General features: G+C 56.5%; 24 protein-coding genes. 15 read left to right on the top strand and 9 right to left on the bottom strand.

Annotated elements, in window-relative coordinates; all coding sequences use genetic code 11:
- The gene (gene fruA / locus FA91_RS11845; protein WP_034915981.1) at positions 1-1,695 is read left to right on the top strand and encodes a PTS fructose transporter subunit IIBC; all 1,695 of its coding nucleotides are present in this window, start codon (positions 1-3) and stop codon (positions 1,693-1,695) included.
- 41 nt (positions 1,696-1,736) lie between these two features.
- Here the strand turns inward: fruA and nfo are convergent, their stop codons facing one another.
- The gene (gene nfo, locus FA91_RS11840; protein ID WP_034915980.1) at positions 1,737-2,579 is read right to left on the bottom strand and encodes a deoxyribonuclease IV; all 843 of its coding nucleotides are present in this window, start codon (positions 2,577-2,579) and stop codon (positions 1,737-1,739) included.
- A 203-nt stretch (positions 2,580-2,782) separates the two neighbouring features.
- On the opposite strand from nfo, the gene FA91_RS11835 reads away from it, so the two are divergent.
- From FA91_RS11835 to cirA, 7 genes are all read left to right on the top strand, one after another.
- Entirely contained in the window at positions 2,783-3,139 is a 357-nt protein-coding gene (locus FA91_RS11835; RefSeq protein ID WP_231566767.1) for a YkvA family protein, read from the top strand.
- A 15-nt stretch (positions 3,140-3,154) separates the two neighbouring features.
- On the top strand, positions 3,155-4,021 hold the full coding sequence (gene yieE, locus FA91_RS11830; RefSeq protein WP_034915978.1) for a DNA-binding transcriptional regulator YeiE: 867 nt from the start codon (positions 3,155-3,157) through the stop codon (positions 4,019-4,021).
- A gap of 124 nt (positions 4,022-4,145) precedes the next feature.
- Positions 4,146-5,609 carry an amino acid permease gene (locus tag FA91_RS11825; protein WP_034915975.1) on the top strand — a complete coding sequence of 488 codons (1,464 nt, stop codon included), beginning with the start codon at positions 4,146-4,148 and terminating at the stop codon, positions 5,607-5,609.
- A gap of 134 nt (positions 5,610-5,743) precedes the next feature.
- The gene (locus tag FA91_RS11820) at positions 5,744-6,835 is read left to right on the top strand and encodes an ABC transporter substrate-binding protein (RefSeq protein ID WP_231566766.1); all 1,092 of its coding nucleotides are present in this window, start codon (positions 5,744-5,746) and stop codon (positions 6,833-6,835) included.
- A 15-nt stretch (positions 6,836-6,850) separates the two neighbouring features.
- Positions 6,851-7,921: an iron ABC transporter permease gene (locus FA91_RS11815; protein ID WP_034915970.1), complete on the top strand. Its 1,071-nt coding sequence runs from the start codon at positions 6,851-6,853 to the stop codon at positions 7,919-7,921.
- Complete coding sequence (locus FA91_RS11810; RefSeq protein ID WP_034919250.1) at positions 7,918-8,697, top strand: ABC transporter ATP-binding protein; 780 nt, start codon at positions 7,918-7,920, stop codon at positions 8,695-8,697. The genes FA91_RS11815 and FA91_RS11810 overlap by 4 nt, the downstream gene beginning before the upstream one ends.
- 135 nt (positions 8,698-8,832) lie before the next feature.
- Entirely contained in the window at positions 8,833-10,791 is a 1,959-nt protein-coding gene (cirA, locus tag FA91_RS11805; protein ID WP_034915968.1) for a catecholate siderophore receptor CirA, read from the top strand.
- A 32-nt stretch (positions 10,792-10,823) separates the two neighbouring features.
- On the opposite strand, the gene fghA is transcribed toward cirA, so the two are convergent.
- Genes fghA through FA91_RS11790 form a run of 3 tightly spaced genes read right to left on the bottom strand, consistent with a single transcriptional unit; the run spans position 10,824 to position 13,729 of the window.
- Positions 10,824-11,666 (bottom strand): S-formylglutathione hydrolase, encoded by an 843-nt coding sequence (gene fghA, locus FA91_RS11800; RefSeq protein WP_034915967.1) that lies wholly within the window; start codon positions 11,664-11,666, stop codon positions 10,824-10,826.
- Between the two features lie 12 nt (positions 11,667-11,678).
- A complete protein-coding gene (locus tag FA91_RS11795) occupies positions 11,679-12,803 on the bottom strand; it encodes an S-(hydroxymethyl)glutathione dehydrogenase/class III alcohol dehydrogenase (RefSeq protein ID WP_034915966.1) in 1,125 nt (374 codons plus the stop codon).
- A gap of 35 nt (positions 12,804-12,838) precedes the next feature.
- On the bottom strand, positions 12,839-13,729 hold the full coding sequence (locus tag FA91_RS11790) for a LysR family transcriptional regulator (protein ID WP_034915963.1): 891 nt from the start codon (positions 13,727-13,729) through the stop codon (positions 12,839-12,841).
- 117 nt (positions 13,730-13,846) lie between these two features.
- Between FA91_RS11790 and FA91_RS11785 the strand changes: the two genes are divergently transcribed.
- The 7 genes from FA91_RS11785 (at position 13,847) to mglC (ending at position 22,081) form a co-directional block, all read left to right on the top strand.
- The gene (locus tag FA91_RS11785) at positions 13,847-14,983 is read left to right on the top strand and encodes a YbfB/YjiJ family MFS transporter (protein ID WP_034915961.1); all 1,137 of its coding nucleotides are present in this window, start codon (positions 13,847-13,849) and stop codon (positions 14,981-14,983) included.
- 125 nt (positions 14,984-15,108) lie between these two features.
- Positions 15,109-15,774 carry a GTP cyclohydrolase I FolE gene (gene folE / locus FA91_RS11780; RefSeq protein WP_034919247.1) on the top strand — a complete coding sequence of 222 codons (666 nt, stop codon included), beginning with the start codon at positions 15,109-15,111 and terminating at the stop codon, positions 15,772-15,774.
- Positions 15,775-15,783: 9 nt separating this feature from the next.
- A complete protein-coding gene (yeiB, locus tag FA91_RS11775; protein WP_034915960.1) occupies positions 15,784-16,947 on the top strand; it encodes a DUF418 domain-containing protein YeiB in 1,164 nt (387 codons plus the stop codon).
- Between the two features lie 149 nt (positions 16,948-17,096).
- On the top strand, positions 17,097-18,137 hold the full coding sequence (galS, locus tag FA91_RS11770; RefSeq protein WP_034915958.1) for an HTH-type transcriptional regulator GalS: 1,041 nt from the start codon (positions 17,097-17,099) through the stop codon (positions 18,135-18,137).
- Between the two features lie 310 nt (positions 18,138-18,447).
- Positions 18,448-19,443 (top strand): galactose/glucose ABC transporter substrate-binding protein MglB, encoded by a 996-nt coding sequence (gene mglB / locus FA91_RS11765; protein WP_034915957.1) that lies wholly within the window; start codon positions 18,448-18,450, stop codon positions 19,441-19,443.
- Between the two features lie 87 nt (positions 19,444-19,530).
- A complete protein-coding gene (mglA, locus tag FA91_RS11760; protein WP_034915955.1) occupies positions 19,531-21,051 on the top strand; it encodes a galactose/methyl galactoside ABC transporter ATP-binding protein MglA in 1,521 nt (506 codons plus the stop codon).
- 19 nt (positions 21,052-21,070) lie between these two features.
- Complete coding sequence (gene mglC / locus FA91_RS11755; protein ID WP_034915953.1) at positions 21,071-22,081, top strand: galactose/methyl galactoside ABC transporter permease MglC; 1,011 nt, start codon at positions 21,071-21,073, stop codon at positions 22,079-22,081.
- A 41-nt stretch (positions 22,082-22,122) separates the two neighbouring features.
- Here mglC and sanA read toward each other — a convergent pair whose 3' ends face one another.
- The 5 genes from sanA to FA91_RS11730 form a co-directional block, all read right to left on the bottom strand.
- Positions 22,123-22,854 carry an outer membrane permeability protein SanA gene (gene sanA, locus FA91_RS11750; protein WP_034915950.1) on the bottom strand — a complete coding sequence of 244 codons (732 nt, stop codon included), beginning with the start codon at positions 22,852-22,854 and terminating at the stop codon, positions 22,123-22,125.
- A 161-nt stretch (positions 22,855-23,015) separates the two neighbouring features.
- On the bottom strand, positions 23,016-24,713 hold the full coding sequence (locus tag FA91_RS11745; RefSeq protein ID WP_034919246.1) for an NAD-dependent malic enzyme: 1,698 nt from the start codon (positions 24,711-24,713) through the stop codon (positions 23,016-23,018).
- A 131-nt stretch (positions 24,714-24,844) separates the two neighbouring features.
- Positions 24,845-25,729, bottom strand: coding sequence for a cytidine deaminase (gene cdd, locus FA91_RS11740; RefSeq protein WP_034915948.1), 885 nt, complete (start codon positions 25,727-25,729; stop codon positions 24,845-24,847).
- A gap of 125 nt (positions 25,730-25,854) precedes the next feature.
- Complete coding sequence (locus FA91_RS11735; protein ID WP_034915946.1) at positions 25,855-26,547, bottom strand: CidB/LrgB family autolysis modulator; 693 nt, start codon at positions 26,545-26,547, stop codon at positions 25,855-25,857.
- Positions 26,540-26,929, bottom strand: coding sequence for a CidA/LrgA family protein (locus FA91_RS11730; RefSeq protein WP_034915945.1), 390 nt, complete (start codon positions 26,927-26,929; stop codon positions 26,540-26,542). The genes FA91_RS11735 and FA91_RS11730 overlap by 8 nt, the downstream gene beginning before the upstream one ends.
- Positions 26,930-26,970: the final 41 nt, after the last annotated feature.

Here is a 26,970-nt window from a genome sequence, read left to right as displayed (position 1 = left end):
ATGAAAACGCTGCTGATAATAGATTCTTCGCTGGGGCTGGCAACGGGCTATCTGGCAAAAAATATGGCTACCGCGGCGGCGGGCGGCCTTGGCATCACCCTTACAGACAACGTCGCTGACGCCGATCAGGTTATCGTGGCAGGCAAAAATATGCCGAACGATGCCAGCCTGAACGGTAAGGCAATTTACCTGGCGGATATCGAACAGCTTCTTCGCCAGCCCGATGCCGTGCTGTCGAAAGCACAGAGCGAAGCGAAACCCTGGCATGCACCCGCGCCAACGGCTGCGGTTGCCAGCCCTGCGGCCGCGCCGTCAGGGATGAAGCGCATCGTCGCCGTTACCGCCTGCCCGACGGGCGTCGCGCACACCTTCATGGCGGCGGAAGCGATTGATGCTGAAGCCAAAAAACGCGGCTGGTGGGTGAAAGTTGAAACCCGCGGCTCCGTAGGCGCAGGCAATGCCATTACGCCGGAAGAGGTGGCGGAAGCCGATCTGGTGATTGTGGCGGCAGATATCGACGTGGATCTGGCGAAATTTGCCGGTAAACCGATGTATCGCACCTCAACCGGTCTGGCGCTGAAGAAAACGGCGCAGGAGCTGGATAAAGCGGTTGCGGAAGCGCGCCCTTATCAGCCGAAAGGCGGCAGCCAGCCGCAGGGCAGCGAGAAAAAAGAGGGGTCTGGCGCCTATCGTCATCTGCTGACCGGCGTATCGTACATGCTGCCGATGGTGGTGGCGGGCGGTCTGAGCATTGCACTCTCCTTCGCGTTCGGTATTACGGCATTTAAAGAGCAGGGCACGCTGGCCGCGGCGCTGATGCAGATCGGCGGCGGCAGCGCCTTTGCGCTGATGGTGCCAGTGCTGGCGGGCTTTATCGCTTTCTCCATTGCCGATCGTCCCGGCCTGACGCCGGGTTTGATCGGCGGTATGATCGCCACCAGCATCAATGCCGGCTTTCTTGGCGGTATCATTGCGGGCTTCATAGCCGGTTACGCTGCGAAGCTGATCGGCTCGAAGGTCAGGCTGCCGCAAAGTATGGAAGCGCTAAAACCTATCCTGATTATTCCGCTGGTGGCCAGCCTGATTACCGGCCTGCTGATGATTTACGTGGTCGGCAAACCGGTTGCCGGGATCATGACATGGCTGACACACTGGCTGGCTAACCTGGGGACGGCGAATGCGGTAGTGCTGGGCGCGATCCTCGGCGGTATGATGTGTACCGACATGGGTGGCCCGGTCAATAAAGTGGCGTATGCGTTTGGCGTTGGCTTGCTGAGTTCCCAAACCTACGCGCCGATGGCAGCGATCATGGCGGCGGGCATGGTTCCTCCGCTGGCGATGGGACTGGCGACGCTGGTGGCGCGTAAGAAATTCAATAAAGGCCAGCAGGAAGGCGGCAAAGCGGCGCTGGTGCTTGGCCTGTGCTTTATCTCTGAAGGGGCAATTCCGTTTGCCGCCCGCGATCCGATGCGCGTTCTGCCCTGCTGTATCATTGGCGGTGCGCTGACCGGCGCCATTTCGATGGCGGTGGGCGCGAAGCTGATGGCGCCGCATGGCGGGCTGTTCGTCCTGCTGATCCCTGGCGCGATTACGCCAGTGCTGGGTTACCTGATGGCGATTGTGGTGGGAACCGTTGTGGCGGGCCTTGCCTATGCCGTACTGAAACGCCCCGAAGTGGAAGCCGTAAAAGCATAAATAACGTCAGAAAGAAAAAAGCGCGGTTGCCCGCGCTTTTTTTATGCCTGCTCAGCCTTCAGCCAGGCTATCTCATCCTTCCAGATATCCGGATTTATCGTTTCCAGAATCATCGGGATGCCGTCAAAACGCTGGTCTTTCATCAGCCAGCTAAACGCCGCTTTTCCGATATTGCCTTCGCCGAGGCTGTGATGGCGATCGACGCGGCTGGCAAATTCGCTTTTGGCATCGTTAAGGTGCATGCCGCGCAGGTAGTCAAAGCCCACGATACGCGAGAACTCATCAAAGGTTTTTTCGCACGCTTCCGCACTGCGTAAATCGTAACCCGCGGCAAACGCATGGCAGGTATCAATGCAGACGCCGACGCGGGACTTGTCGTCGACGCCGTCAATGATCGCGGCCAGATGCTCAAAGCGAAAGCCGAGGTTGCTACCCTGTCCGGCGGTATTCTCAATGACCGCCGTCACGCCATGCGTTTTCTCCAGCGCGATATTGATCGACTCGGCGATACGTTTCAGGCACTGATCTTCGTCAATCTGATGCAGGTGGCTGCCCGGATGGAAGTTCAACAGCGCCAGCCCAAGCTGTTCGCAGCGGCGCATTTCATCAAGAAATGCCTCGCGCGACTTGTCCAGCGCCTCCCGGACCGGATGGCCGAGGTTGATCAGATAGCTGTCATGGGGAAGAATTTGTCCGGCGTTATAATGATATTTTTCACAGGCGGTACGGAAGGCGTCAATCACCGCGTCGCTCAGATCGGCAGCGCGCCACTGTCGCTGATTTTTGGTAAATAATGCAAACGCCGTGGCGTCCAGCTCGTGGGCGCGAAGCACCGCCTGATCCACGCCGCCTGCGGCGCTGACGTGAGCACCAATGTATTTCATGCCGTTTCTCCTGTCAGGGCACCAGAACGTAAGCGGCAATGATAACCATAAACGGCGTGTTTATCACAACAAAGCTTAGCGCCGCTCAGAGCAAACGTCCCGGCGTCGCGCTGGCAGTACGCGTAGAGGTGGTTTAAAAGTGAAATTGATTATATATTTATAATTAACCAGAATAAGTAATAGGAGAAGGCATGTTCAGGCGAATGCGTCGATGGCTGGGATTCTTTAATAAAAACGTGCTGCTGCTGTGGTATGCCTGTCGTAACCCGCTTACGCCGGGCTGGATCAAGCTGCTCTCCGCCGGACTTGGCGTCTATGCCGTAAGTCCTGTCGATCTTATACCCGACGTCATTCCGTTTGTCGGTCTGCTGGATGATGCGGTTATCGTGCCAGGCGGCATCGCGCTGCTGATTCGGCTGCTGCCTGCGGAGGTGAAGCGGGCCAGCGAGGCCCGGGCCACGCGGCGGCCAGGAAAGGGCAGGCGTTTTACACCGCTGACGATGGTGGGCTTATTTATCCTGCTGTGGCTGGCGCTGACCGTTTACCTTATCTGGCGTTAGTGAGGTACAAGAACAATGCATATCACGTTACGACAGCTTGAGGTGTTCAGCGAAGTGCTGAAAAGCGGCTCCACCACCCAGGCGTCACAGGTTATGTCACTGTCGCAGTCGGCGGTGAGCGCTGCGCTGGCGGATCTGGAAGGGCAGCTTGGCGTACAGCTTTTTGATCGCGTAGGTAAACGGCTGATGGTTAACGAGCACGGGCGGCTGCTCTATCCGCGCGCGGTGGCGTTACTGGAACAGGCCACTGAGATCGAGCAGCTTTTCCGTGAGGATAACGGCGCGCTACGCGTGTTCGCCAGCAGCACCATCGGCAACTATCTGCTGCCCGGCATGATTGCCCGCTGGCGCAGCGATTTTCCTGAACTGCCGCTCGAATTAAGCGTAGGCAACAGCCAGGACGTGATTAACGCGGTAGCGGATTTTCGCGTTGATATCGGTCTGATCGAAGGGCCAAGCCATATGACCGGGCTGATTAGCGAACCGTGGCTGGAGGACGAACTGGTGGTTTTTGCCGCGCCGGATGCAACGATTTTCCGGCAGCCGGTCACGCTGGATTCCCTCGCCGCCGCGTCGTGGATCCTGCGCGAGCACGGCTCCGGCACGCGTGAAATCGTTGATTATTTGCTGCTTTCCCATCTGCCGCCGTTTCGGCTGGCGCTGGAGTTAGGCAACTCGGAAGCCATTAAACACGCTGTGCGGCACGGCATGGGCATCAGTTGCCTGTCGCGCCGCGTGATTGAGGAGCAACTGGCGGTAGGCACGCTTCGCGAAGTCCGCATCCCGCTGCCGCCGCTTAAACGCACGCTCTATCGTATTCACCACCGTCAGAAACATCTCTCCAAATCTCTGCTGAGATTCCTTAGCTATTGCACGGAATAACGGCGCAAAACTTATAATTGCGCGGCGATCATGAAGCTATCTTATAACGGGGCGGAATCACTACCCGTCAGGAAGCAGTTTGCTACAATCGCGCCTTATTTTACCCAGGACACAGCATTTCAAGATGGTTAAGGACACAAAAACAACAGAACAGCCTGCGCTACGACGCGAGCTTAAGGCGCGCCACCTCTCCATGATCGCCATTGGCGGCTCTATCGGTACGGGCCTGTTCGTCGCCTCCGGCGCGACGATCTCTCAGGCGGGGCCGGGCGGCGCGCTGCTCTCTTATATATTGATCGGCTTGATGGTCTATTTTCTGATGACCAGCCTTGGTGAACTGGCGGCGTTTATGCCCGTTTCAGGTTCGTTTTCTACCTACGGCGCAAACTATGTTGAAGAAGGTTTTGGCTTCGCGCTGGGCTGGAACTACTGGTACAACTGGGCGGTAACCATCGCTGTCGATCTCGTCGCCTCGCAGCTGGTGATGACGTACTGGTTCCCGGACACGCCCGGCTGGATCTGGAGCGCGCTGTTTCTTTGTCTGATTTTCCTGCTTAACTACATTTCAGTAAAAGGCTTCGGCGAGGCGGAATACTGGTTCTCGCTGATTAAAGTAGTCACGGTCATTATCTTCATCGGCGTGGGCGTACTGATGATCGTCGGCATTTTGCGCGGCGGCGAAGGTGCGGGCTGGCATAACTGGCAGATCGGCGACGCGCCGTTTGCAGGAGGATTCTCCGCGATGATTGGCGTGGCGATGATCGTCGGTTTCTCTTTCCAGGGCACCGAGCTTATTGGTATCGCCGCCGGTGAGTCGGAAGAGCCGGCAAAAAATATCCCTCGCGCGGTGCGGCAGGTGTTCTGGCGCATCCTGCTGTTTTACGTCTTTGCGATCCTGGTGATCAGCCTGATTATTCCCTATACCGATAGCAACCTGCTGCGTAATGACGTGAAAGATATCAGCGTCAGCCCCTTCACACTGGTCTTTCAGCATGCCGGACTGCTCTCCGCTGCGGCGGTGATGAACGCGGTGATCCTGACCGCGGTGCTCTCGGCAGGCAACTCAGGCATGTATGCCTCAACCCGCATGCTCTTTACCCTGGCGCGGGAAGGCAAAGCGCCACGCCTCTTCGGCAAGCTTTCCAAAGGCGGCGTTCCGCGCAACGCGCTGTATGCCACCACGGTGGTGGCGGCGCTCTGTTTCCTCAGTTCTATGTTTGGTAATCAGACGGTCTATCTGTGGCTGCTGAATACCTCCGGCATGACCGGGTTCATTGCCTGGCTGGGCATCGCGGTCAGCCACTATCGTTTCCGTCGCGGTTACGTGTCGCAGGGGCGCGATCTGTCAGACCTGCCTTATCAGTCCGGTTTCTTCCCGCTCGGCCCGATCTTCGCCTTCATTCTTTGTCTGATCATCACCCTTGGGCAGAACTATCAGGCGTTCCTTGAAGATCGCATTGACTGGTATGCGGTAGCGGCCACCTACATCGGCATCCCGCTGTTTTTAGTCATCTGGTTTGGCTACAAGCTGACTAAAAAATCCCGTTTTGTGAAATATCAGGACATGCAGTTTCCTGATACAAAATAGCCGATGCAATGAAAGGCGCGCGTCGTGCGCCTTTTTTATGAAAACAGTATTGATAATTATTATCACTTTCGTTATTGTCTCGGGCGTGACTTTTTGACGCTATGGAGCAGGCAACGATGTTCAACGGATCGATAGTGAAATGTCTTTTAGTGTTTTTCTCACTCGCCATCAGTAACGGCTGGGCCGCCACGGTAACCGATATTGCCGGACGCGAGGTGACTGTCCCTGAAAAGGTGGATCGCATTCTGCTGGGAGAAGGACGACTGTTTTACGCCCTCTCGCTGCTGGAAGGGCAGAAGCCGCTGGATCGTATCGTTGGCTGGCAGGGCGACTTCCGCAAGCTGGATACGCAAACCTACGCGCAGTACCGCAAAAAATTCCCCAAAATTGATGATATTCCTCTCATCGGCCACACGTCTGCCGACAGCATCAGCCCGGAAAAAGTGTTAACGCTCAATCCGGATATTGCCGTCTTTGGTCTGGCCGGACACGGGCCGGGCAGGCACAGCGAGCTGGTTAATCAACTTGAGCGCGCCGGCGTGCCGGTGGTTTTTGTCGATTTTCGCACGGCGCCGCTTAAAAACACCGTACCAAGTATGCGCCTGCTGGGCAAAGTCCTGCACCGGGAGCAGCAGGCGGAAAGCTATATCGATTTTTATCAACAAAACCTCCGGCGGGTGACGGATATTACTCAGGCGATTGCCGCCGCCGATAAGCCAAAGGTCTTTATTGAACTTCACGCGGGGATGCGGGACGAGTGCTGCGGCTCTGCCGGTAAAGGAAATATGGGCGACTTTATCGATCTGGCCGGGGGCGACAATATCGCGCGGGATCTGCTGCCTGGCCCGTTGGGCACGGTAAACCTCGAAAAAGTTATCGCCAGCCAGCCAAATGTGTATATTGCCAGCGGCGGTAAAGCACCTGGCACCGCGCCGGGGATTCAACTGGGCGCGCAGGTGACGCCGCAGCAGGCGCAGCAAAGCCTGGCGATTGCGCTTTCACGACAGGGGATCCGTGATCTGGAGGCGGTAAAAGCGGGGCATGCCTGGGCAATATGGCATAATTTCTACAACTCGCCTTATAACATCCTGGCGATCCAGGCCTTCGCCACGTGGTTCTATCCCGAAAAATTCGCCGATCTCGATCCTGCCGTAACGGAAGCGCAGCTCTATCGGCAGTTTCTGGCGGTAGAGCCAACGGGCACATACTGGATGTCGGCAAAATAACAGCAGGTATTACTCATGCACGTTTCTTCTCCGCCAGCGACAACCGGCGATGCATCCATTATGGTGCGTTACCATCGGCTGCTGCGCTATCGCTTACTGATGATCGGCGTACTGCTGCTGGCTATTTTTACCTCGCTGGTGCTGGACTTTACCCTGGGTCCGTCCGGCCTGTCGCTCAGTACGCTCTGGCAGACGCTGCTTTCGCCGGAGAGCGTGGACGCGGGAACGCGGGTGATCGTCTGGGATATTCGCCTGCCTTATGCGCTGATGGCGGTGATGGTGGGGCTGGTGCTGGGGCTGGCAGGCGCGGAGATGCAAACCATTCTGAATAACCCGCTGGCCAGTCCGTTTACGCTCGGCGTCTCGTCGGCGGCGGCGTTCGGCGCCGCGCTGGCCATTGTGCTGGGGCTGGGCATTCCTGGTATTGCCGACCAGTGGTTTATTTCGGCCAACGCCTTTGTTTTTGCGCTGTTCGCCGCGCTGATGCTCGACGGCATCACCCGCTGGACGCGCGTAGCAACGTCCGGCGTGGTGCTGTTTGGCATCGCGCTGGTCTTTACCTTTAACGCGCTGGTATCAATGATGCAGTTTATCGCCAGCGAAGATACTTTGCAGGGGCTGGTATTCTGGACGATGGGCAGCCTGGCGCGCGCCTCCTGGGAGAAGCTGGGCGTGCTGCTGATTGCGTTCGCCATTCTGGCACCGCTGTCGATGATGAGTTCGTGGAAGCTTACGGCGCTGCGGCTCGGCGAAGATCGTGCGCTCAGCTTTGGTATCGACGTGCGTCGCCTGCGTCTCGCCACGCTGTTGCGCATCAGCATTCTTTCCGCGCTGGCGGTGGCCTTCGTTGGCCCGATTGGCTTTATTGGTCTGGTTGCGCCGCACATCGCCCGTCTGATTTTCGGCGAAGATCACCGTTACTATCTGCCCGCCAGCGCGCTGACCGGTGCGCTGGTGCTGTCATTGGCCTCTATCGTCTCGAAAAATCTGGTATCGGGCGTTATCGTCCCCGTAGGCATCGTCACCTCGCTGGTGGGTGTGCCTTTCTTTCTGAGCATTATTTTGCGCCACCGTGGGAGCGTCTGATGGAAGGATTATCCCTTGCTCATTTCCAGGCAGGCTATCCGAAGCGTGAGGTGATCCGCGATCTTAACGTGCCTCTGCTGCCTGCCGGAAAAATAACGGTGCTGCTGGGGCCGAACGGCTGTGGTAAGTCGACGCTGTTGCGTGCCATCGCCGGGCTGAATAGTGGCCGTGGCGAACTGCGGCTCAACGGCGAAGATCTGATGTCGCTGTCGTTTGCGCAGCGCGCCGATCGCGTGGTGTATCTGCCGCAGTCGCTGCCTGCGGGTGTCCACCTGCACGTGCTGGAATCAATTATTGTCGCTCAGCGCGCGTCGGGCAATCGGGGCAGCGAGTCAGACGTTATGGCCCTGCTGAAGCGGCTCGGCATTGAGCACCTGGCGCTGAGCTATCTCGATCAGCTCTCCGGCGGACAAAAACAGCTGGTCGGTCTGGCGCAATCGCTTATTCGTCGTCCGTCGCTGTTATTACTTGATGAACCGCTGAGCGCGCTGGATTTAAATTATCAGTTTCACGTTATGTCGTTAATTCGACGGGAAACACAGCAGCGCAATATTATTACGGTGGTGGTGGTACATGATATTAATATCGCTCTGCGTCATGGTGACCACGTATTAATGCTGCAAAATGGAGAACTCATTGCTGATGGCCAGCCGGAAAACGTGATTACCCCGGAAACGCTGGCGAAAGTCTATGGTGTGCGGGGGCGCATTGAGCGCTGCTCGCAGGGGAAACCCCAGGTATTAATTGATGGTCTGGTTGCCGAACCGACTTTCTGATCCGGTCAAATAACAACTTAACGGGCAGCGCAATACTGCCCGAATAATTATCCAGTTTAATTAAGCAGAAAACGTTCTGCTGTTTTAGTGTGGGCAAAATACCCTTTAACTATAAATGCGCCTCAAGGAGAGAGTATGTTCAGGTTGAACACATTTGTACGCTATGGTCTTTATACCTCCGTTTCTTTATTCGTCTTAACGGCTCACGCTGAGGAGAGGCAGCAGGATACGCTGGTGGTTACCGCATCGGCAGTAGAGGTAAATCTGAAAGACGCCCCCGCCAGCATCAGCGTGATCACCGCTGAAGATCTCAAACGAAAACCGGTACAAAATCTGAAGGATGTACTGCGAGACGTGCCGGGCGTACAGCTCATCAGCGAAGGCGATAACCGTAAAGGCGTCGGCCTGCGCGGGCTGGACAGCAGCTATACCCTCATCCTTATCGACGGCAAAAGGGTCAACTCCCGCCATGCCGTTTTCCGCCACAACGACTACGACCTTAACTGGGTGCCGGTGGACGCCATTGAGCGGATTGAAGTGGTGCGTGGGCCGATGTCATCGCTGTACGGCTCAGATGCGCTGGGCGGCGTGATCAATATTATTACCCGACAAACGGGCAAGGCCTGGCACGGAACGTTGAGTGCGGACACCACCTTCCAGTCGCACCGTGACCGCGGCGACAGCCACAACGGTAACTTTTTTGCCAGCGGGCCTTTGGTAGATGATGTGCTTAGCGTCAAGACTTACGGCAGTCTGGGCAGGCGCGGTAAAGATGCGCAGCAGTCGTCTTCCACCTCAGCCACCGGCTGGACGCCGCGTATTGAGGGCTACAGCGCGCGCAACGCCGATGTCGAATTCTCGTTCACGCCTTCGGAAACGCAGGATTTCGCCGTCGGCTACGGCTTCGACCGTCAGGATCGCGATTCCGACTCGCTGGATAAAACCCGGCTTGAGCGCCAAAACTACTCGCTCAGTCATAACGGGCGCTGGGGTTGGAGCCAGACCGAACTGCGCTTATACGGCGACCGCATTGAGAACGTCATCAGTGACGGCGACCTGGTTTCCACCAACCAGTCGCTGGACGGAAAGCTGATCCTGCCGCTGGGAGACATTCGTCAACTGCTGATCGTCGGCGGCGAGCTTCGTCACGATCGGCTGGCAGATTCGGTGAAACTTCAGGGCAGCGGGCGGGCATCGGCCAGCCAGTATGCGTTGTTCGTTGAAGACGAGTGGCAGATGCTGGATTCGCTGTCGCTGACCAGCGGCGTGCGCATGGACAAGCATGAAACCTACGGCGATCGCTGGAGCCCCCGCGCCTATCTGGTCTATAACGCCAGTGAGACTGTCACGCTGAAGGGCGGCTGGGCCAATGCCTTTAAGGCGCCGTCGCTGCTGGAACTGAGCCCTGACTGGAAAACGGCGTCCTGTCGCGGTTCCTGTACAATCATCGGTAATAGCGATCTTAAACCGGAGACCAGCGAAAGCGTCGAACTGGGCCTTTACTATCATGGCGACGAGGGCGCGTTCGACGGCGTTATCGCCAGCCTTACCGCCTTTCAGACCAGGGTAAAGGATCGCATTGATATCGCCCGCACCGCCTCGCTTACCGACGCGCCGGGTTACAGTAACTTCGTGGGCGTTGAAAATGGCAAACCGGTATTTCACTATTACAACGTCAACCGGGCGCTTATCAATGGTGTTGAAACCGAGCTGAAAATTCCGATTTCTCCTGCCTGGAAACTGACGCTGAACTATACCTATGCCGATGGGCGCGACCGCAGCGGCGGCGGCAATAAACCGCTGGAGACGCTGCCGTTGCATACCGCTAACGGCACGCTGGACTGGTCGCCGCTGGCAGACTGGGCGTTCTACGTTCAGGCGAAATATTCTGGCGAGCGCCGTACGCTGAAAGACGATGGTCTGACGCCGGGCGGCTACGTGGTGTGGAATAGCGGAGGGAGCTGGCAGGCCAGTAAAGCCGTGAAGGTAAGAGCGGGCGTGCAGAATGTCGGCGACAAAGATCTGAACCGCGACAGCTATGGCTTTAATGAAGACGGTCGCCGCTATTTTGCGGCAGTTGATTACAGCTTCTGAATAAAAAAGGCCGGATAACCGGCCTTAATTTTTTAAGCAGAAAGGTGTTCTGCATGGAAACGGAGATGGTCTTCCACAAAGCTGGAAATAAAAAAGTAGCTGTGATCGTACCCTGGCTGAATACGCACGGTGAGCGGAAAGCCTTTCTCTCTGGCAATCTCTTCCAGCCGTTCAGGATGAAGCTGATCGGCAAGAAACTGATCGCTGTCGCCCTGATCGATCAGCATCGGCACCGCTGCTTTCGCCTGACGCATCAGCCAGCAGCTGTCATAAGGCAGCCAGGTTTCCACTGAATCGCCCAGATAGGCGCTGAACGCTTTACGACCCCACGGCACGTCGGCCGGGTTGACGATGGGCGCAAAGGCCGAGGCGGAAACAAAGCGCTCTGGCGCGCGCAGCGCCAGCATCAGCGCGCCGTGACCGCCCATTGAGTGTCCCATGATCGCCTGGCGCTCGCTGACGTGAAAGTTATCCGCAATCAGCGTCGGCAGCTCTTCGCTAAGGTAGTCATACATGTGAAAGTGCGCAGCCCACGGTGCCCGGGTGGCGTTGAGATAAAACCCCGCGCCCTGACCGAGATCGTAGCCCTCATCGTTCGCCACGCCTTCGCCGCGCGGGCTGGTATCCGGCATTACCAGCACCAGCCCCAACTCAGCAGCAACGCGCTGCGCGCCGGACTTGGTGGCGAAATTTTCATCGGTGCAGGTCAAACCCGCCAGAAACCACACCACCGCAGGCGGGGTGTCATTTTTTGGTGCGGGCAGGAAAATACTGAACGTCATATCGCAGTTCAGCGTGTCTGCACGGTGACGGTAACGCTGCTGCCAGCCGCCAAACAGACGATGTTCTTCCAGAAGTTCCAGCGATGATGCCATCCATCCTCCCGATTATTTGTTGAAGTGCACCACGGAGCGAATCGACTTTCCTTCATGCATCAGGTCGAAGGCGTCATTAATCTCTTCCAGCGGCAGGTTATGAGTGATGAAATCATTAAGCTGGAATTCACCGTCCATATAGCGCTGAACGATGCCAGGCAGCTGCGAGCGGCCCTTCACGCCACCAAATGCGGATCCGCGCCAGACGCGACCGGTAACCAGCTGGAACGGACGGGTCGAAATCTCTTCGCCCGCGCCCGCCACGCCAATAATTACCGATTCGCCCCAGCCCTTATGGCAGCACTCCAGCGCGGAACGCATGACGTTGACGTTGCCGATGCACTCAAACGAGAAATCCACGCCGCCGTCGGTCATGTCGACAATGACCTCCTGAATCGGCTTATCGTAATCTTTTGGATTCACCAGATCGGTGGCGCCCAGTTTAGTGGCGAGATCGAACTTGCTGGTATTGATATCAATGGCAATGATGCGTCCGGCTTTTGCCATCCGCGCACCAATGATTGCCGAAAGGCCGATGCCGCCCAGACCGAAGATGGCCACGGTATCGCCTTCCTTCACTTTTGCCGTGTTCATCACCGCGCCCATGCCGGTGGTCACGCCGCAGCCCAGCAGGCAAACTTCTTCAAGCGGCGCTTCTTTGCTGATTTTTGCCAGCGAAATTTCCGGTACCACGGTGTATTCCGAGAAGGTGGAGGTACCCATATAGTGGAAAATCGGCTTGCCGTCCTTAAAGAAACGCGTGGTGCCGTCCGGCATCAGACCTTTGCCCTGCGTGGTGCGGATCGCCTGACAAAGGTTGGTTTTACCAGACAAACAGTACTTACATTTGCCGCATTCAGGCGTGTAGAGCGGAATCACGTGATCGCCGACCGCCACGCTGGTCACGCCTTCGCCGACCGCTTCCACCACGCCGCCGCCTTCATGGCCCAGAATCGCCGGAAAAACGCCTTCAGGATCTTTGCCTGACAGCGTATAGGCATCGGTATGACACACGCCGGTGGCGACAATGCGCACCAGCACTTCGCCTTTCTGCGGCGGCATTAAATCCACTTCTTCAATCTTCAGGGGTTCGCCGGCGGCCCAGGCCACGGCGGCACGTGTTTTAATCATTTCCATCGTCTTCTCTTTCATGTTTCGGGGGGTAATAGTCATTATGGACCAGTTTCACTGACTGGCTCATTGTCGCGTTGCGCAATGATCAGGTATTTGAGTGCTTCAACGTTGGGGGTAAACGCGTCGCGGCGCCAGATGAGGCGGGTGGTTGCCTCACTAACGTCATCGGGCAGGGCATGACGTTTAAAGCGCGCCTGCGTCGGCATCAGCGCAAGCACGGATTCGGGTAATAACGCGAGTCCCGCGCCGCCGGCAACACAGGCAAGCAGGGTATGATAAGACTGAATTTCCCTGACCGGTCCCGGCTCGACGCCGCTGCTGCGGAACCAGTTTTCAAGGCGCAGGCGGTAAGAGCAACCGGACCTGAAGGCAAACAGCGTGTAGCCTTCGGCGTCGGCAGGCTGTGCAATGGACGGCCGCTCGGGGCTGGAGATAAGCACCATCTGCTCCTGAAACGCAATGCAGCTGTTGAGTTCTTCGGCCAGCACCGGCCCGTCCACCAGCGCCGCTGCCAGCGAACCCTGACGTACGCGCTGGATAAGCTCTCTGGAGGTATCCGTAATCAGCGAGATGACCATTGTGGGATAGCGCTGATGGCAGGCGGCCAGCAGATCGGGCAGGCGGGCGGCGGCGGTGCTCTCCATCGCACCCAGCGCGAACTGGCCGCCGGGTTCGCCGCTGTGCGCCATACTCAGCGCTTCCTCGCTCAGCGCAAGAATGCGCCGTGCATAGTTAAGAAAGTTATGGCCCAGCGGGGAAAGACGCAGACGCTGCTTCTCACGAATAAAGAGGTCGCAGCCCATCTCCTGCTCCAGCTGGCGCAGGCGCGTGGTGAGGTTCGAGGGCACGCGGTGCAGCTGCGTTGCCGCACGGATCACCGAGCCGGTTTCGGCGACTGCGCAGAACATTTTTAGCTGAGTCAGATCCATGTATTCTCTTTCAGGGAATAAAGTGTTGTTGATTATTCACTTTTCGTCAGTTTAACCATGCGCCATGATTGAGGCAACGATTGGTTAACACCTGCTTATAAAAACAAGGAAATCACTATGGCTTTTCGCGTGGCGCTCACCGCGTTTATCACCCTTGTAGTGGCAATGGGCATTGGACGATTCGCCTTCACGCCACAGGTGCCGCTGATGATCGGCGAGCATCAGCTTTCACTGACCAGCGCAGGCGTGGTGGCGGCGTTTAACTACCTCGGCTATCTCTGCGGCTCATGGAATGCGATGCGCACGACGCGGCATGTCGAGCGGCGGCTTCAGGTCGGTCTGTGGGGCGCGGTGGCGCTGACGCTGCTGTCGGCGGCAGCCTCCGGCCCCTGGCTGCATGGCGCCATCCGCTTTTTTATCGGCTGGGCCAGCGGCTGGGCAATGGTGCTGGTAGCCGCCTGGAGCAATGAACAACTGCACCGGCTGGGGCGGACAAAAATGAGCGCGGCGGTCTTTGCCGGGCCGGGCACCGGTATTTTTCTTAGCGGAATGCTGGCGGTGCTGTTGCATAAGTACAGCATTAACGCGGCGTGGGCATGGTGTGCCTACGGACTGTTGGCGCTGGCGCTGGTCGCGCTGGTCGCGCGCAACCTCCCGCGCAAAGGCGAGCTTCACCGTCCCGAAACCGCGCCGGAACCGCTGGTTCTGACGCCGGGCCTGAAAAAACTGGTCTGGAGCTACAGTCTGGCGGGCTTTGGCTATATATTGCCCGCAACTTTCCTTTCGCAAATGGCTGCCGAACGTTTTCCGGGCAGTCTTTTTGCGCAGTTTATCTGGCCGATTTTCGGCGGCGCGGCGGTAATCGGCATCGGTCTGGTGATCCTGACGCGGCACTACGGTCACGCCAACACGCGGCTGGCGATCGTGCTTTGGGCGCAGGCCCTCGGTGTATTTTGCGCCGATATAATTCCGGGGATCGCCGGACTGACGCTGGGCGCGGCGCTGATCGGCGGTGGCTTTCTCTGCGCGGTACAGCTTTCCCTGCTGTACGGTCGCGAGCTGGCGCCGCTGCACACGCGTTACATGGCGGGCCTGCTGACCACCGGCTATGCGGTAGGGCAACTGGTGGGGCCGATGCTGTCTGCTATTTCAACAGCATTGACCCACCGGCTTGAACCGGCGCTGTGGATTGCAGGCGCGGCGCTGGTGGTTGCGGGCGCGCTGGTCTGGCGACGCGATGCGGCGGCAGCGTGAAACTGTTTCATGGCAATTGACAGGGATTCACTGGATTAACGCCAGATTGTGTTCCAAAATAGCGCCTCAGAATTTTGCCCGTTCCCATGAGTACGGGCGTGTCACCTGCCGGAGAAAATATCGCCATGGCTACGTTAAGTCAGGAAGCTGCACTGGTTCACGAAGCGCTGCTCGCCCGTGGGCTGGAAACCCCGCTGCGCGCACCCGCGCGCGAGCTGGATGATGAAACCCGTAAGCGCCTGATCGCTGAACACATGACGGAAATCATGCAGCTGCTTAACCTCGATCTGGACGATGACAGCCTGGCCGAAACGCCGCATCGTATCGCTAAAATGTACGTGAATGAGGTGTTTTCCGGCCTCGACTACGCTAACTTTCCAAAAATCACCCTGATTGAAAACAAAATGAAGGTTGATGAGATGGTGACGGTACGTGACATCACCCTGACCAGCACCTGCGAACACCATTTTGTGATAATCGATGGTAAGGCGACCGTTGCCTATATCCCGAAGGATAAGGTGATTGGCCTGTCAAAAATCAACCGCATTGTGCAGTTTTTCTCCTCCCGCCCACAGGTGCAGGAGCGTCTGACCCAGCAAATTTTGCTGGCGCTTCAAACGCTGCTTGGCACCAACAACGTGGCGGTGTCGATTGATGCGGTGCACTACTGCGTGAAGGCGCGCGGCATTCGTGACGCCACCAGCGCCACCACCACCACCTCGCTGGGCGGGCTGTTCAAGTCGAGCCAGAACACGCGCCAGGAATTTTTACGCGCGGTTCGTCACGTCTGATCGCCGCCGATGCCGCGCATTGATACGCTGGATTTTATTCGCGGGCTGGCCATTACCGGGATTTTGCTGCTCAACATTGTCGCCTTTGGTCAGCCGCACGCGGCCTATCTCAATCCCGCCTGGCAGGGCGCGGCCTCACTGCCCGATGCCCTGACGTGGGCGGTTCTCGATCTGCTTGCCCAACTGAAATTCCTCTCCCTGTTTGCGCTGCTGTTTGGCGCGGGTTTGCAGATGCTGCTGCCGCGCGGCAAACGCTGGCTCCAGGCGCGTCTGACCTGGCTGGTGCTGCTGGGCCTGCTGCACGGCATTTTTTTCTGGGAAGGAGATATCCTCTTCGACTACGGTCTGATTGGGCTGGTGGCGTGGCGGATGATCCGCGATGTTCCTTCCTCCCGCCAGCTGTTCAACACGGGCGTGTTACTGTTTCTGGTCGGCACCGCCGTTCTGCTGCTGCTGGGGCTCTCTTCAGGCCATCAGGCGAACAGCGCCTGGCAGCCCGGGTTTGCTGAAGTACAGTACGAAACCCTGTGGAAGACGCAGGGCGGCTGGCAGGCAGTGCAAAATCGCTTACAGCTCTTCTCCTCAGGCCTGCTGGGGCTGGCCGCACAGTACGGCTGGCAACTGGCAGGGCTGATGATGATCGGCGGCGCGCTGATGCGCAGCGGCTGGCTGCGCGGCAGTTGGGGCATTCAGCACTACCGGCGCGCGGCAGCGCTGCTGATCCCGCTGGCCTGGATTATCAATATTCCTGCTATTTATCTGCAATGGGCCACCGGCTGGGATTACCGCTGGAGCGCCTTTTTCCTTCAGGTGCCGCGTGAGCTGAGCGCGCCGCTTCAGGCCATTGGCTATGCCGCGCTCTGTTTTGGCTTCTGGCCAACGCTGGCGCAGTTCAAAATCACCCGTGCGGTAAGCTGCGTCGGACGCATGGCGCTCAGTAACTATCTGCTGCAAACGTTGCTGTGTACGCTGCTGTTCAATGTCTTCGGCTGGTTTAATACGCTGAGCCGCCTGCAACTGCTGGCCGTCGTGCCGCTGGTCTGGGCCATCAATCTGCTATTCTCCGTGCTCTGGCTGCGCTACTTTCGTCAGGGCCCGGTGGAGTGGCTGTGGCGCCGGCTGACGGTGCTGGGCGGCGGCAAACCGTCAGAAACAGCCTCAGGCGGAAGATGACCGGCATCACAAAGGTTGCAGAATTGTATGTAACCGTTTTCATGATTGTGACGTGATTCACGCAGTAACCTGCAAACCCCTGCCAGAATAGCCGCCAGACACTGTGTGACTGGAAGGGCTATGCAAATTTTAATCAAAGGTAATCGCTGATGATTACCATCCGTGATGTGGCCCGCGCCGCAGGCGTTTCCGTTGCAACCGTATCGCGCGTGCTGAACAACAGCGCCGCCGTGACGCAGGACACGCGTGACATGGTGCTGAAAATCGTCGACTCGTTTGGCTACCGGCCCAACGCCAACGCGCAGGCGCTGGCAACGCAGGTCAGCGATACCATCGGCGTGGTGGTCATGGACGTTTCCGATCCCTTCTTCGGCGCGCTGGTCAAAGCGGTGGACACCGTTGCGCAGCTCGCGCAAAAACATGTGCTTATCAACAACTCCTATCATCAGGCGGATAAAGAGCGTCACGCCATCGAAGTGCTGATCCGCCAACGGTGCAGCGCGCTGGTGGTGCATGCCAAGGCGCTGGGTGATAGCGAACTCAGCGCGCTGATGCAGCAGGTGCCGGGCATGGTACTGATAAACCGTATCATTCCGGGTTTCGCGCATCGCTGCGTTTGTCTGGATAACATCAGCGGTGCGCTGATGGCGACGCGCATGCTGCAACAGCAGGGACACCAGCGAATTGGTTTTCTGGGATCCAGCCATCCGATTGAGGACGTGGAGCAGCGGCGCAGCGGCTGGAAGCAGGCGCTGGTGGGGCAGGGCATTAACCCGCCGGAAAGCTGGACGGCCAGCGCCGAACCCGATATGCAGGGCGGCGAGGCGGCGATGGTTGAGCTGCTGGGGCGTAATCTGCACCTCAGCGCAGTGTTTGCCTACAACGACAGCATGGCGGCGGGCGCGCTGGCGGCGCTGAAGGACAACGGCATTGCGGTGCCGCAGCAAATGTCCGTCATTGGCTTTGATGACATTCCCATTTCCCGCTATACCGACCCGCAACTGACGACAGTCCGCTATCCCATTGTTTCAATGGCAAAAACAGCGACTGAGCTGGCATTAATGGGCGCTGCCGGGCTGCTTGATGACACCGCGCAGCACTGTTTTATGCCGACGCTGGTGCGCCGCCATTCCGTGGCGATCTGCCAAAGTGTGGCGGCAGTCACTAACCCAAGCGATTCTGCGGTGTAACCGTTTTCAATTTGTGAGTAAATTCACAGTTAATTAACATCGTCTTCTCTATGATTGCAGCGACTCAATGAGGGTGAAACATGATGTAACGCCGTTCAGCCCCCCTGAACCGCCCGTTGCACTGCTCATGAAACGGTTTATTTCACAGCATTCTGGAAGCGTTACCGTACAGGGAAGTCGGGCATTGTTTTAACAATTAAACGGCTTTGCGTAACGTTATCTTAACCTTACTGCCTCGCCGGTAAATTAGCGTCTCGCCTGGTCAACGGGCGCGGCGCTGAGTACGACCCTACATAAAACCGGAGATACCATGAATAAGAAGGCTTTCACGCTCACTGCCCTGGCTGCCAGCATGATTTTTGGCGCAACGGCTCACGCCGCTGATACCCGTATCGGCGTGACCATCTATAAATACGATGACAACTTTATGTCCGTTGTGCGTAAAGATATTGAGAAAGAAGCAAAAAACAGCAGCGGCGTTCAACTGCTGATGAATGACTCTCAAAACAGCCAGTCCACCCAGAACGATCAGGTTGACGTTATGGTCGCGAAAGGCGTGAAGGCGCTGGCTATTAACCTGGTTGATCCGGCTGCCGCCGCGGTGGTGATCAGCAAAGCGAAAGCCAACGACATTCCTGTTGTCTTCTTCAACAAAGAGCCGACCGCGAAAGCGCTGGCCAGCTATGATAAAGCCTATTACGTCGGCACCGATTCAAAAGAGTCCGGCGTTAAGCAGGGCGAGCTGATTGAAAAACACTGGAAAGCCACGCCGGCCTGGGATCTGAATAAAGACGGCGTGATCCAGTTCGTGCTGCTGAAAGGCGAGCCGGGCCATCCTGATGCTGAAGCGCGTACCAAATATGTTATCGAAACCCTGAACAAAGACGGTATCAAAACTCAGCAGCTGCATATGGATACCGCCATGTGGGATACCGCACAGGCTAAAGATAAAACCGACGCGTGGTTGTCTGGCCCGAACGGTAACAAGATTGAAGTGGTTATCGCCAATAACGACGCCATGGCGATGGGCGCAGTTGAAGCGCTGAAATCGCATAATAAAGCCAGTGTACCGGTGTTTGGCGTGGATGCGCTGCCAGAAGCGCTGGCGATGGTGAAATCAGGCGCAATGGCCGGTACGGTGCTGAATGATGCGAAAAACCAGGCGCGCGCTACTTTCCAGATGGCCAAAAACCTGGCGGACGGTAAACCTGCCACCGAAGGCACCGACTACAAACTGGACGGGAAAGTGGTACGCGTAGCCTACGTGCCGGTGGATAAAGATAATCTGTCTGAGTTACCTAAGTAATTACGATGTTTATGGGCGCGATCGCGCCCCTTTACGGGCCCGCCTGCGGGCGGCCCGATAATATGCCACGTTTAGCCAGGTAGAATTATGGGCAGCGATAAAGTGCAGACTCAGCGTGAATATCTGCTGGAGATGACTGGCGTCAGCAAGTCATTTCCCGGCGTTAAAGCGCTGGACAACGTGAATTTAAAAATTCGCCCTCACTCAGTTCATGCCCTGATGGGCGAGAACGGCGCGGGTAAATCCACGTTATTAAAATGCCTGTTTGGCATTTACAGTAAAGATGCGGGGAGCATTGTTTTTCAGGGCAATGAGATTGATTTCAAAAGCTCCAAAGAAGCGCTGGAAAATGGCGTATCAATGGTGCATCAGGAACTCAACCTGGTTTTACAGCGCACGGTAATGGATAACATGTGGCTGGGACGTTATCCACGTAAAGGTTTTTTTGTCGATCAGGACAAAATGTACCGCGATACCAAAGCCATTTTTGACGAGCTGGATATTGATATCGATCCGCGTGACAAAGTTATTACGCTGTCGGTTTCGCAAATGCAGATGGTGGAAATAGCCAAGGCGTTCTCCTATGACGCGAAAATCGTCATTATGGATGAGCCAACCTCTTCATTAACGGAAAAAGAGGTGAACCATCTGTTCACTATTATCCGTAAACTGAAAGAGCGCGGCTGCGGCATCGTTTATATCTCGCACAAGATGGAAGAAATATTCCAGCTCTGCGATGAAATTACGATTTTGCGCGACGGGCAGTGGATCGCCACCCAGCCGCTGGAAGGGCTGGATATGGACAGGATCATCGCCATGATGGTGGGGCGTTCACTGAATCAGCGCTTCCCGGATAAAAGCAACGTGCCGGGCGAAACCATTCTTGAAGTTCGCAACTTAACCTCACTGCGCCAGCCGTCGATACGCGATATTTCGTTTGACCTGCGTAAAGGCGAGATCCTCGGCGTGGCAGGGCTGGTGGGCGCGAAGCGTACCGATATTGTGGAAACGCTGTTCGGCATTCGTGAAAAGTCTGGCGGCACCATTAAGCTGCACGGCAAAGCGATTAATAATCACAGCGCCAACGAAGCCATTAATCACGGCTTTGCGCTGGTGACCGAAGAACGCCGCGCGACCGGTATTTATGCGTTTCTGGATATCGGTTTTAACTCGCTCATTTCCAATATTCGTAAATATAAAAACAGCCTCGGATTGTTGGATAACAGCCGGATGAAAAGCGATACCCAATGGGTTATCGATTCTATGCGGGTTAAAACACCGGGACATCGCACCTCCATTGGCTCACTGTCGGGCGGCAACCAGCAAAAAGTGATTATTGGTCGCTGGCTGTTAACCCAGCCTGAAATACTGATGCTTGATGAACCGACGCGCGGCATTGACGTGGGCGCCAAGTTTGAAATTTATCAGTTAATTTCTGAGCTGGCGAAAAGAGAGAAAGGCATCATCATTATTTCTTCTGAGATGCCGGAGCTTTTAGGTATTACCGACAGGATACTGGTAATGAGTAACGGCATGGTTGCAGGTATTGTTGAAACGAAAACGACTACGCAGAACGAAATCTTACGTTTGGCATCGTTGCATCTTTAATAGGGTAAGGGCTGTTACCATGAATGCTGTAAATAAAAAGAATGCGCTCACCTGGTTAAAAGAGGGCGGGATATACGTTGTATTGCTGGTGCTGCTGGCAATCATTATCTTCCAGGACCCCACTTTTTTAAGTTTGATGAACTTAAGTAATATTTTAACCCAGTCATCCGTCCGTATTATTATTGCGCTCGGCGTGGCGGGACTGATTGTCACCCAGGGCACCGATCTTTCTGCGGGACGCCAGGTAGGTCTGGCGGCGGTGGTTGCCGCCACGCTGCTACAGGCAATGGACAATGCCAACAAAGTCTTTCCTGATATGAATACCGTGCCGATCCCACTGGTGATCCTGACGGTGTGCATCATCGGCGGCATTATCGGCCTGGTTAACGGCCTGATCATCGCCTACCTGAAGGTGACGCCGTTTATCACCACGCTGGGTACCATGATCATCGTTTATGGCATCAACTCGCTCTATTACGACTACGTGGGCGCGTCGCCTATTGCCGGTTTTGATGAGAAGTTCTCAACCTTTGCCCAGGGCTTTATTCGTCTTGGCGATTTCAAACTCTCCTACATCACCTTCTACGCCGCCATCGCGATATTTTTCGTCTGGGTGCTGTGGAATAAAACCCGCTTTGGTAAAAACATTTTTGCTATCGGCGGCAACCCTGAAGCGGCGAAAGTGTCAGGCGTGAACGTAAACTTCAACCTGATCCTGATCTATGCGCTGTCCGGCGTGTTCTACGCTTTTGGCGGGATGCTCGAAGCAGGCCGCATCGGCTCAGCAACCAACAACCTGGGCTTTATGTACGAGCTGGATGCGATTGCCGCCTGTGTGGTTGGCGGCGTGTCATTTGCCGGCGGCGTGGGCACGGTGGCTGGCGTGGTGACCGGGGTGCTGATCTTCACCGTTATCAACTACGGTCTGACCTATATCGGGGTGAACCCTTACTGGCAGTACATCATTAAGGGCGGCATCATTATCTTTGCCGTGGCGCTGGATTCGCTGAAGTACGCACGTAAGAAATAACGCTTTCGTGGTTATCGCGGCCAGGCAATGCCTGGCCTTTTTTATTGCGCGTCGCGCGGTTTCAGCTTCTGTTGCAGTTCAAGCAACTGCTCCGGCGTAACCGCAGGATAGCTTTGCGCATCCTCCGGCACCGACTGACTGGCGGGAATGGGCACCAGCGGCCCGAGAAAACGCGGTTCACGTTTCCGTAAATATAAATCCGCCAGCGCGCCTAACCGCGCGCCCACTTCACGCACACGAATATTCAGCATGTTTTTTGGCGAAGGTACGGCATAGCACTGCGCCTGAATCCCCATATGCAGGGCGATAAACAGCGCGCGCTCGCAGTGAAAACGCTGGGTGATAATAATAAAGTCGTTGGTATCAAACACTTTGCGGGTACGGACGATAGAGTCCAGCGTGCGGAAACCCGCATAGTCGAGCACGATATCCGCTGGCGCAACGCCTGCCGCAATCAGATCGCGTCGCATGGTCATCGGTTCGTTATAGCTTTGCTGCGCATTGTCGCCGCTCAGCAGCAGGTAGTTAATTTTCCCGCTGTTATAGGCGTTAAGCGCGCCCTGCATGCGATAGAGGTAATACTGATTGATCACGCCGGTGCGGTAATACTTAGCGGTGCCAAGCACAACGCCGACCTGACGATGCGGCAGCGCCTTCAGATCATCATAAACGTAGGGCGCGGTTTTCCAGCCGATCCAGCGATCAAGGGCAAGCGCGGTCCCCATCATCAATAATATGATGATTATCAACCCTGATATCACGCGTTTTATCATGCCGGATGCTGCTCAGACTCGCAGAAAAAAGATGGCTCAAGGCTACTTTACCCGGCGTGGTGAAGCAAGCGGCAGTCATCGCGGATGGCGGCTTTTCACGCAGGAAAAGAGAGGGAAGGAAGAAGGAGGTATCGGGCACCTTAGTGCCCGATAATCACACATCAAATTGATGTACGACGATAGTTGCGATACTGCGGCAGCCAGAAGTTGGCGGCAATCGATGCGGAGAGCACATCTTCCGAGGTAACAACGGCCACGCCCGCCAGCTGTGCGGCTTTGCCCACTGCCAGCGCGATGATTTTTGAGACGCCCTGAATATCTTTCACCTCCGGCAATACCGGGCCTGCGCCATCGTTAACCAGCGGCGAGCAGTCGGCCAGCGCGCGGCTTGCGGCCATCAGCATGCTGTCGGTCACGCGGACGGCGCCGGACGCAATGACGCCAAGACCGATACCAGGGAAGATATAGGAGTTGTTGCACTGCGCGATAGGATAAATTTTATCCTTCCAGTGCGCCGGGGAGAACGGACTGCCGGTTGCCACCAGCGCCGCGCCGTCGGTCCAGGCCATAATGTCCTGCGGCGTGGCTTCAACGCGCGATGTGGGGTTGGAAAGCGGCATCACAATCGGGCGTGCGCAGTGCTTGTGCATTTCACGCACGATCTCTTCACTGAACAGCCCCGGCTGGCCGGAGACGCCGATCAGAATATCCGGGCGTGCGTTGCGCACCACATCAAGCAGGGAGAGGGATTCCGATTCAACGTCCCAGTTCGCCAGCTTTTCACTTTTCTGCACCAGCCTGCTCTGGAAATTGAGCAGATTAGGCAGACGATCGGTCAGCAAACCAAAACGATCGACCATAAACACGCGAGCGCGTGCTTCTTCATCACTCAGGCCTTCTGATTTCATCTGCGCGATAATCTGTTCAGCGATGCCGCAGCCCGCGGAACCCGCGCCAAGAAAGACCACTGTCTGTTCACGCAGCAGGCTGCCTGCGGCGCGGCTGGCGGCAATCAGCGTGCCGAGCGTAACGGCCGCCGTGCCCTGAATATCATCGTTAAAACAGCACACTTCATCACGATAGCGCTCCAGGATCGGCATCGCATTCTTCTGTGCAAAATCTTCAAACTGAAGCAGCACGTTTGGCCAGCGGCTTTTCACCGCCTGAATAAATTCGTTGACGAAGCTTTCATACTCTTCGCCGGTAATACGCGGGTGACGCCAGCCCATGTAAAGCGGATCGTTCAGCAACTGCTGATTATTGGTGCCGACGTCCAGCACCACCGGCAGGGTATAGGCCGGGCTGATGCCGCCACAGGCGGTATAGAGCGAGAGCTTACCGATGGGAATGCCCATGCCGCCAATGCCCTGATCGCCCAGGCCAAGAATACGTTCGCCATCGGTCACGACGATAACTTTAACGTTTTGTTTGGTGGCGTTTTGCAGCATGTCTTCAATGTTTGCGCGATTCGGATAGGAGATAAACAGACCGCGCGCACGGCGATAGATCTCCGAGAAATGCTCGCACGCCGCACCCACGGTTGGGGTGTAGATAATCGGCATCATCTCTTCAAGGTGATTATCCAGCAGGCGGTAAAACAGCGTCTCGTTGGTGTCCTGAATGTTTCGCAGGTAAACGTGTTTGTCGTTATCGTTTTTGAATTCCTGGAACTGACGCCATGCGCGCTGGGCCTGCTCTTCAATGGTTTCCACGGTTTCGGGCAGCAGGCCATTAAGGTTGAAATCATTACGCTCTTCCACGGAGAAAGCGCTGCCTTTATTCAACAGCGGAAATTCCAGCAGGATAGGGCCAGCGTAAGGGATATAGAGCGATCGTTTACTTTCGTATTCGAGTTCCATGCGGTCAATACTCATTCGAAGCGGGATGTCGTGTGGCAATCCTAAAATAAATCGTCTGAAAGTACAGCTTTTGTTAACAAGCTATAACAAAAGCTGGGATCTTCGTTGAAAAGCGGAGGTAATGTAACTATTTAAACCAGCGGAACGGTGGTGATATTGCCGCAGCCCAGCGCCTGAAGTGTGGCGACGGTGGCCTGGCGCTGCACCACTTTGCCCTCCGGCGCTTCCGCCAGCACGGCGCGTTGAAGGGTGAACAAATTATGCCCCGTCAGGTTGAGCAGGATCAGCGCGGCCTGAAGCGGCGGCAGACTGGGGTTGAACGCGGCGTTCTCCGCGTAGGAACCGGCGAAAATGTCGCCGTTTTCTGCCTGAAGCGCCACCCCGCTCCATGCCTGGGTATACGGGGCGTGGCTGCGGTTCGCGGCCTGAAGCGCCGCGCGTGTCAGCGCATCGCCTCTGAGAGGCACGCCATGATCGACGTTGTCCAACAGTAATGTCTCAATGGCCAGATCGCGCGGGCCGAAGGCGTCCGGCAGATAATCGCCCAGCGTGGCGGGTTTACGGCCCGGAAGATGAATGCCGAGCGCGGTGCCGCTGTTCAGTTCGTTCATAAACTGGCGGCAGTGGCCGCAGGGTGTGTAGTTAACGGTAATGGACGTCAGCGAGGGCTCACCGCGCAGCCACGCATGGGTTATCGCGCTTTGTTCAGCATGTATCGTTTGCTGCATGGTGGCGCCGGAGAACTCCATATTAGCGCCAAAATAGAGGCGTCCGCTTTTGCCGAGCGCCAGCGCGCCGACGTTAAAACCAGAGAGCGGCGCAACCGCACAGGCTGCGGCCAGCGGCAGCAGCGCAAAGGACAACGCATGCACGTCAAGGCCGGTGGCCTTCTGAAGAGCATCTACCTGCTCAGGAGAAAAAAAAGCGGGAAAGTCATCGGCATCCACTATCGGATGCAGCGCACTCTGCAACGGCGCGGGCAGCGTGGTAAACGCCGGTTGAAAACGTGGGTGCATATTGGCCTCTCTGGCATGTTCGGCCGCCTATTCTGGCGGCCCGTGTCACGGTTGTATGTGATTTTAATCACATTAGCAGTGCAATTCATGAAAGAGATGCAAACATTGCGCGACTTATCGCAAGTTCAGCCCAAGAGCTGAAGCAGCAATGGAAAAACAAACGGCGCCAGCAGTGAAGTGATAATGCCGCAAAGCACCAGCGCCAGCGAACTCCACGCGCCCTCCTGAAGATCGATCTCCGCACAGCGCGCGGTGCCCAGCGCATGCGAGGCATTGCCGATCGCCAGACCGCGCGCAGCCCTTGCCCGAATTTTCAGTAAATTTAACAGCATATGACCAAAGACCGCGCCCAGTACGCCCGCGATCAGCACACAGATTGCGCTGATCGCCGGTACGCCGCCCAGCGTGGCGGAGACGGCCATAGCAATCGGCGTGGTGACCGATTTGGGCAAAATGGTCGCGGCGATTTGCGGCGTTGCGCCCATCCACAACGCAATGGCGGTGCCGGATACCATCGCCGTCAGACTGCCGATAAAGCAGACGCCGATAATTGATTTCCAGCGCGCGCGGATCTGATGCATCTGCTCATAGAGCGGCAGCGCCAGCGCCACTACCGCGGGCTGAAGGAGCTGATTAAGCATTGCGCTGCCCTGAAAATAGCGCGCGTAGGGCAGGTTGAGCAGCAGAAGCAGCGGAATAATTACCGCCATTGAAATCAGCAGCGGATTAAGCAGCGAAATTTTCACCTTTGCCGCCAGCCGCCGGGCGGCAAAAAAAACCGCGACCGTCAGCGGCAGCGACCACCAGATATCACTCATCTTTCGCTCCTGAAGGCAGTCCGCCGTGCAGTCGTTGAGAACAGAAACCGACGGTGACCAGCACAATAAGCGTGCTGACGGTGCAGGAGACGACAATCGGGCCAAACTGGGCGGTCAGCACGTCCACATAGCTCATTACGCCAACGCTTATCGGCACAAAAAGCAGCGCCATATAGCGGATCAACAGATGACTGCCGGGCTTCACCCACTGCGCGGGAATGATGCGTATCGCCAGCAGGATAAAAAGAATAAGCATACCGAGAATACTACCGGGGATGGTCACCGGCAGCAGGGCCGCCAGGCCGTTACCGACAAAAAGCGCGAGATAAATAATGATAAAGGCGCGAAGATAGCGCCAGAGAACCGACAGCGCGGTACGCATGATAAGCTCCTGTTTGCTGAATGCTAATCATACGTCGGGAC

This window comes from Erwinia sp. 9145 (assembly GCF_000745075.1).
In the GTDB taxonomy this organism is placed as follows: Bacteria; Pseudomonadota; Gammaproteobacteria; order Enterobacterales; family Enterobacteriaceae; genus Erwinia; species Erwinia oleae.
The sequence above is the reverse complement of the archived record's forward strand: the minus strand, read 5'-3'. Positions and strand labels throughout refer to the sequence as shown.

Excerpts from the sequence above, each read along its gene's own strand:
- fruA (WP_034915981.1), top strand. The coding sequence starts at position 1 with ATGAAAACGCTGCTGATAATAGATTCTTCGCTGGGGCTGGCAACGGGC.
- nfo (WP_034915980.1), bottom strand. The coding sequence starts at position 2,579 with ATGAAATACATTGGTGCTCACGTCAGCGCCGCAGGCGGCGTGGATCAG.
- FA91_RS11835 (WP_231566767.1), top strand. The coding sequence starts at position 2,783 with ATGCGTCGATGGCTGGGATTCTTTAATAAAAACGTGCTGCTGCTGTGG.
- yieE (WP_034915978.1), top strand. The coding sequence starts at position 3,155 with ATGCATATCACGTTACGACAGCTTGAGGTGTTCAGCGAAGTGCTGAAA.
- FA91_RS11825 (WP_034915975.1), top strand. The coding sequence starts at position 4,146 with ATGGTTAAGGACACAAAAACAACAGAACAGCCTGCGCTACGACGCGAG.
- FA91_RS11815 (WP_034915970.1), top strand. The coding sequence starts at position 6,851 with ATGCACGTTTCTTCTCCGCCAGCGACAACCGGCGATGCATCCATTATG.
- cirA (WP_034915968.1), top strand. The coding sequence starts at position 8,833 with ATGTTCAGGTTGAACACATTTGTACGCTATGGTCTTTATACCTCCGTT.
- fghA (WP_034915967.1), bottom strand. The coding sequence starts at position 11,666 with ATGGCATCATCGCTGGAACTTCTGGAAGAACATCGTCTGTTTGGCGGC.
- FA91_RS11795 (WP_034915966.1), bottom strand. The coding sequence starts at position 12,803 with ATGGAAATGATTAAAACACGTGCCGCCGTGGCCTGGGCCGCCGGCGAA.
- FA91_RS11790 (WP_034915963.1), bottom strand. The coding sequence starts at position 13,729 with ATGGATCTGACTCAGCTAAAAATGTTCTGCGCAGTCGCCGAAACCGGC.
- FA91_RS11785 (WP_034915961.1), top strand. The coding sequence starts at position 13,847 with ATGGCTTTTCGCGTGGCGCTCACCGCGTTTATCACCCTTGTAGTGGCA.
- folE (WP_034919247.1), top strand. The coding sequence starts at position 15,109 with ATGGCTACGTTAAGTCAGGAAGCTGCACTGGTTCACGAAGCGCTGCTC.
- yeiB (WP_034915960.1), top strand. The coding sequence starts at position 15,784 with ATGCCGCGCATTGATACGCTGGATTTTATTCGCGGGCTGGCCATTACC.
- galS (WP_034915958.1), top strand. The coding sequence starts at position 17,097 with ATGATTACCATCCGTGATGTGGCCCGCGCCGCAGGCGTTTCCGTTGCA.
- mglB (WP_034915957.1), top strand. The coding sequence starts at position 18,448 with ATGAATAAGAAGGCTTTCACGCTCACTGCCCTGGCTGCCAGCATGATT.
- mglA (WP_034915955.1), top strand. The coding sequence starts at position 19,531 with ATGGGCAGCGATAAAGTGCAGACTCAGCGTGAATATCTGCTGGAGATG.
- mglC (WP_034915953.1), top strand. The coding sequence starts at position 21,071 with ATGAATGCTGTAAATAAAAAGAATGCGCTCACCTGGTTAAAAGAGGGC.
- sanA (WP_034915950.1), bottom strand. The coding sequence starts at position 22,854 with ATGATAAAACGCGTGATATCAGGGTTGATAATCATCATATTATTGATG.
- FA91_RS11745 (WP_034919246.1), bottom strand. The coding sequence starts at position 24,713 with ATGGAACTCGAATACGAAAGTAAACGATCGCTCTATATCCCTTACGCT.
- cdd (WP_034915948.1), bottom strand. The coding sequence starts at position 25,729 with ATGCACCCACGTTTTCAACCGGCGTTTACCACGCTGCCCGCGCCGTTG.
- FA91_RS11735 (WP_034915946.1), bottom strand. The coding sequence starts at position 26,547 with ATGAGTGATATCTGGTGGTCGCTGCCGCTGACGGTCGCGGTTTTTTTT.
- FA91_RS11730 (WP_034915945.1), bottom strand. The coding sequence starts at position 26,929 with ATGCGTACCGCGCTGTCGGTTCTCTGGCGCTATCTTCGCGCCTTTATC.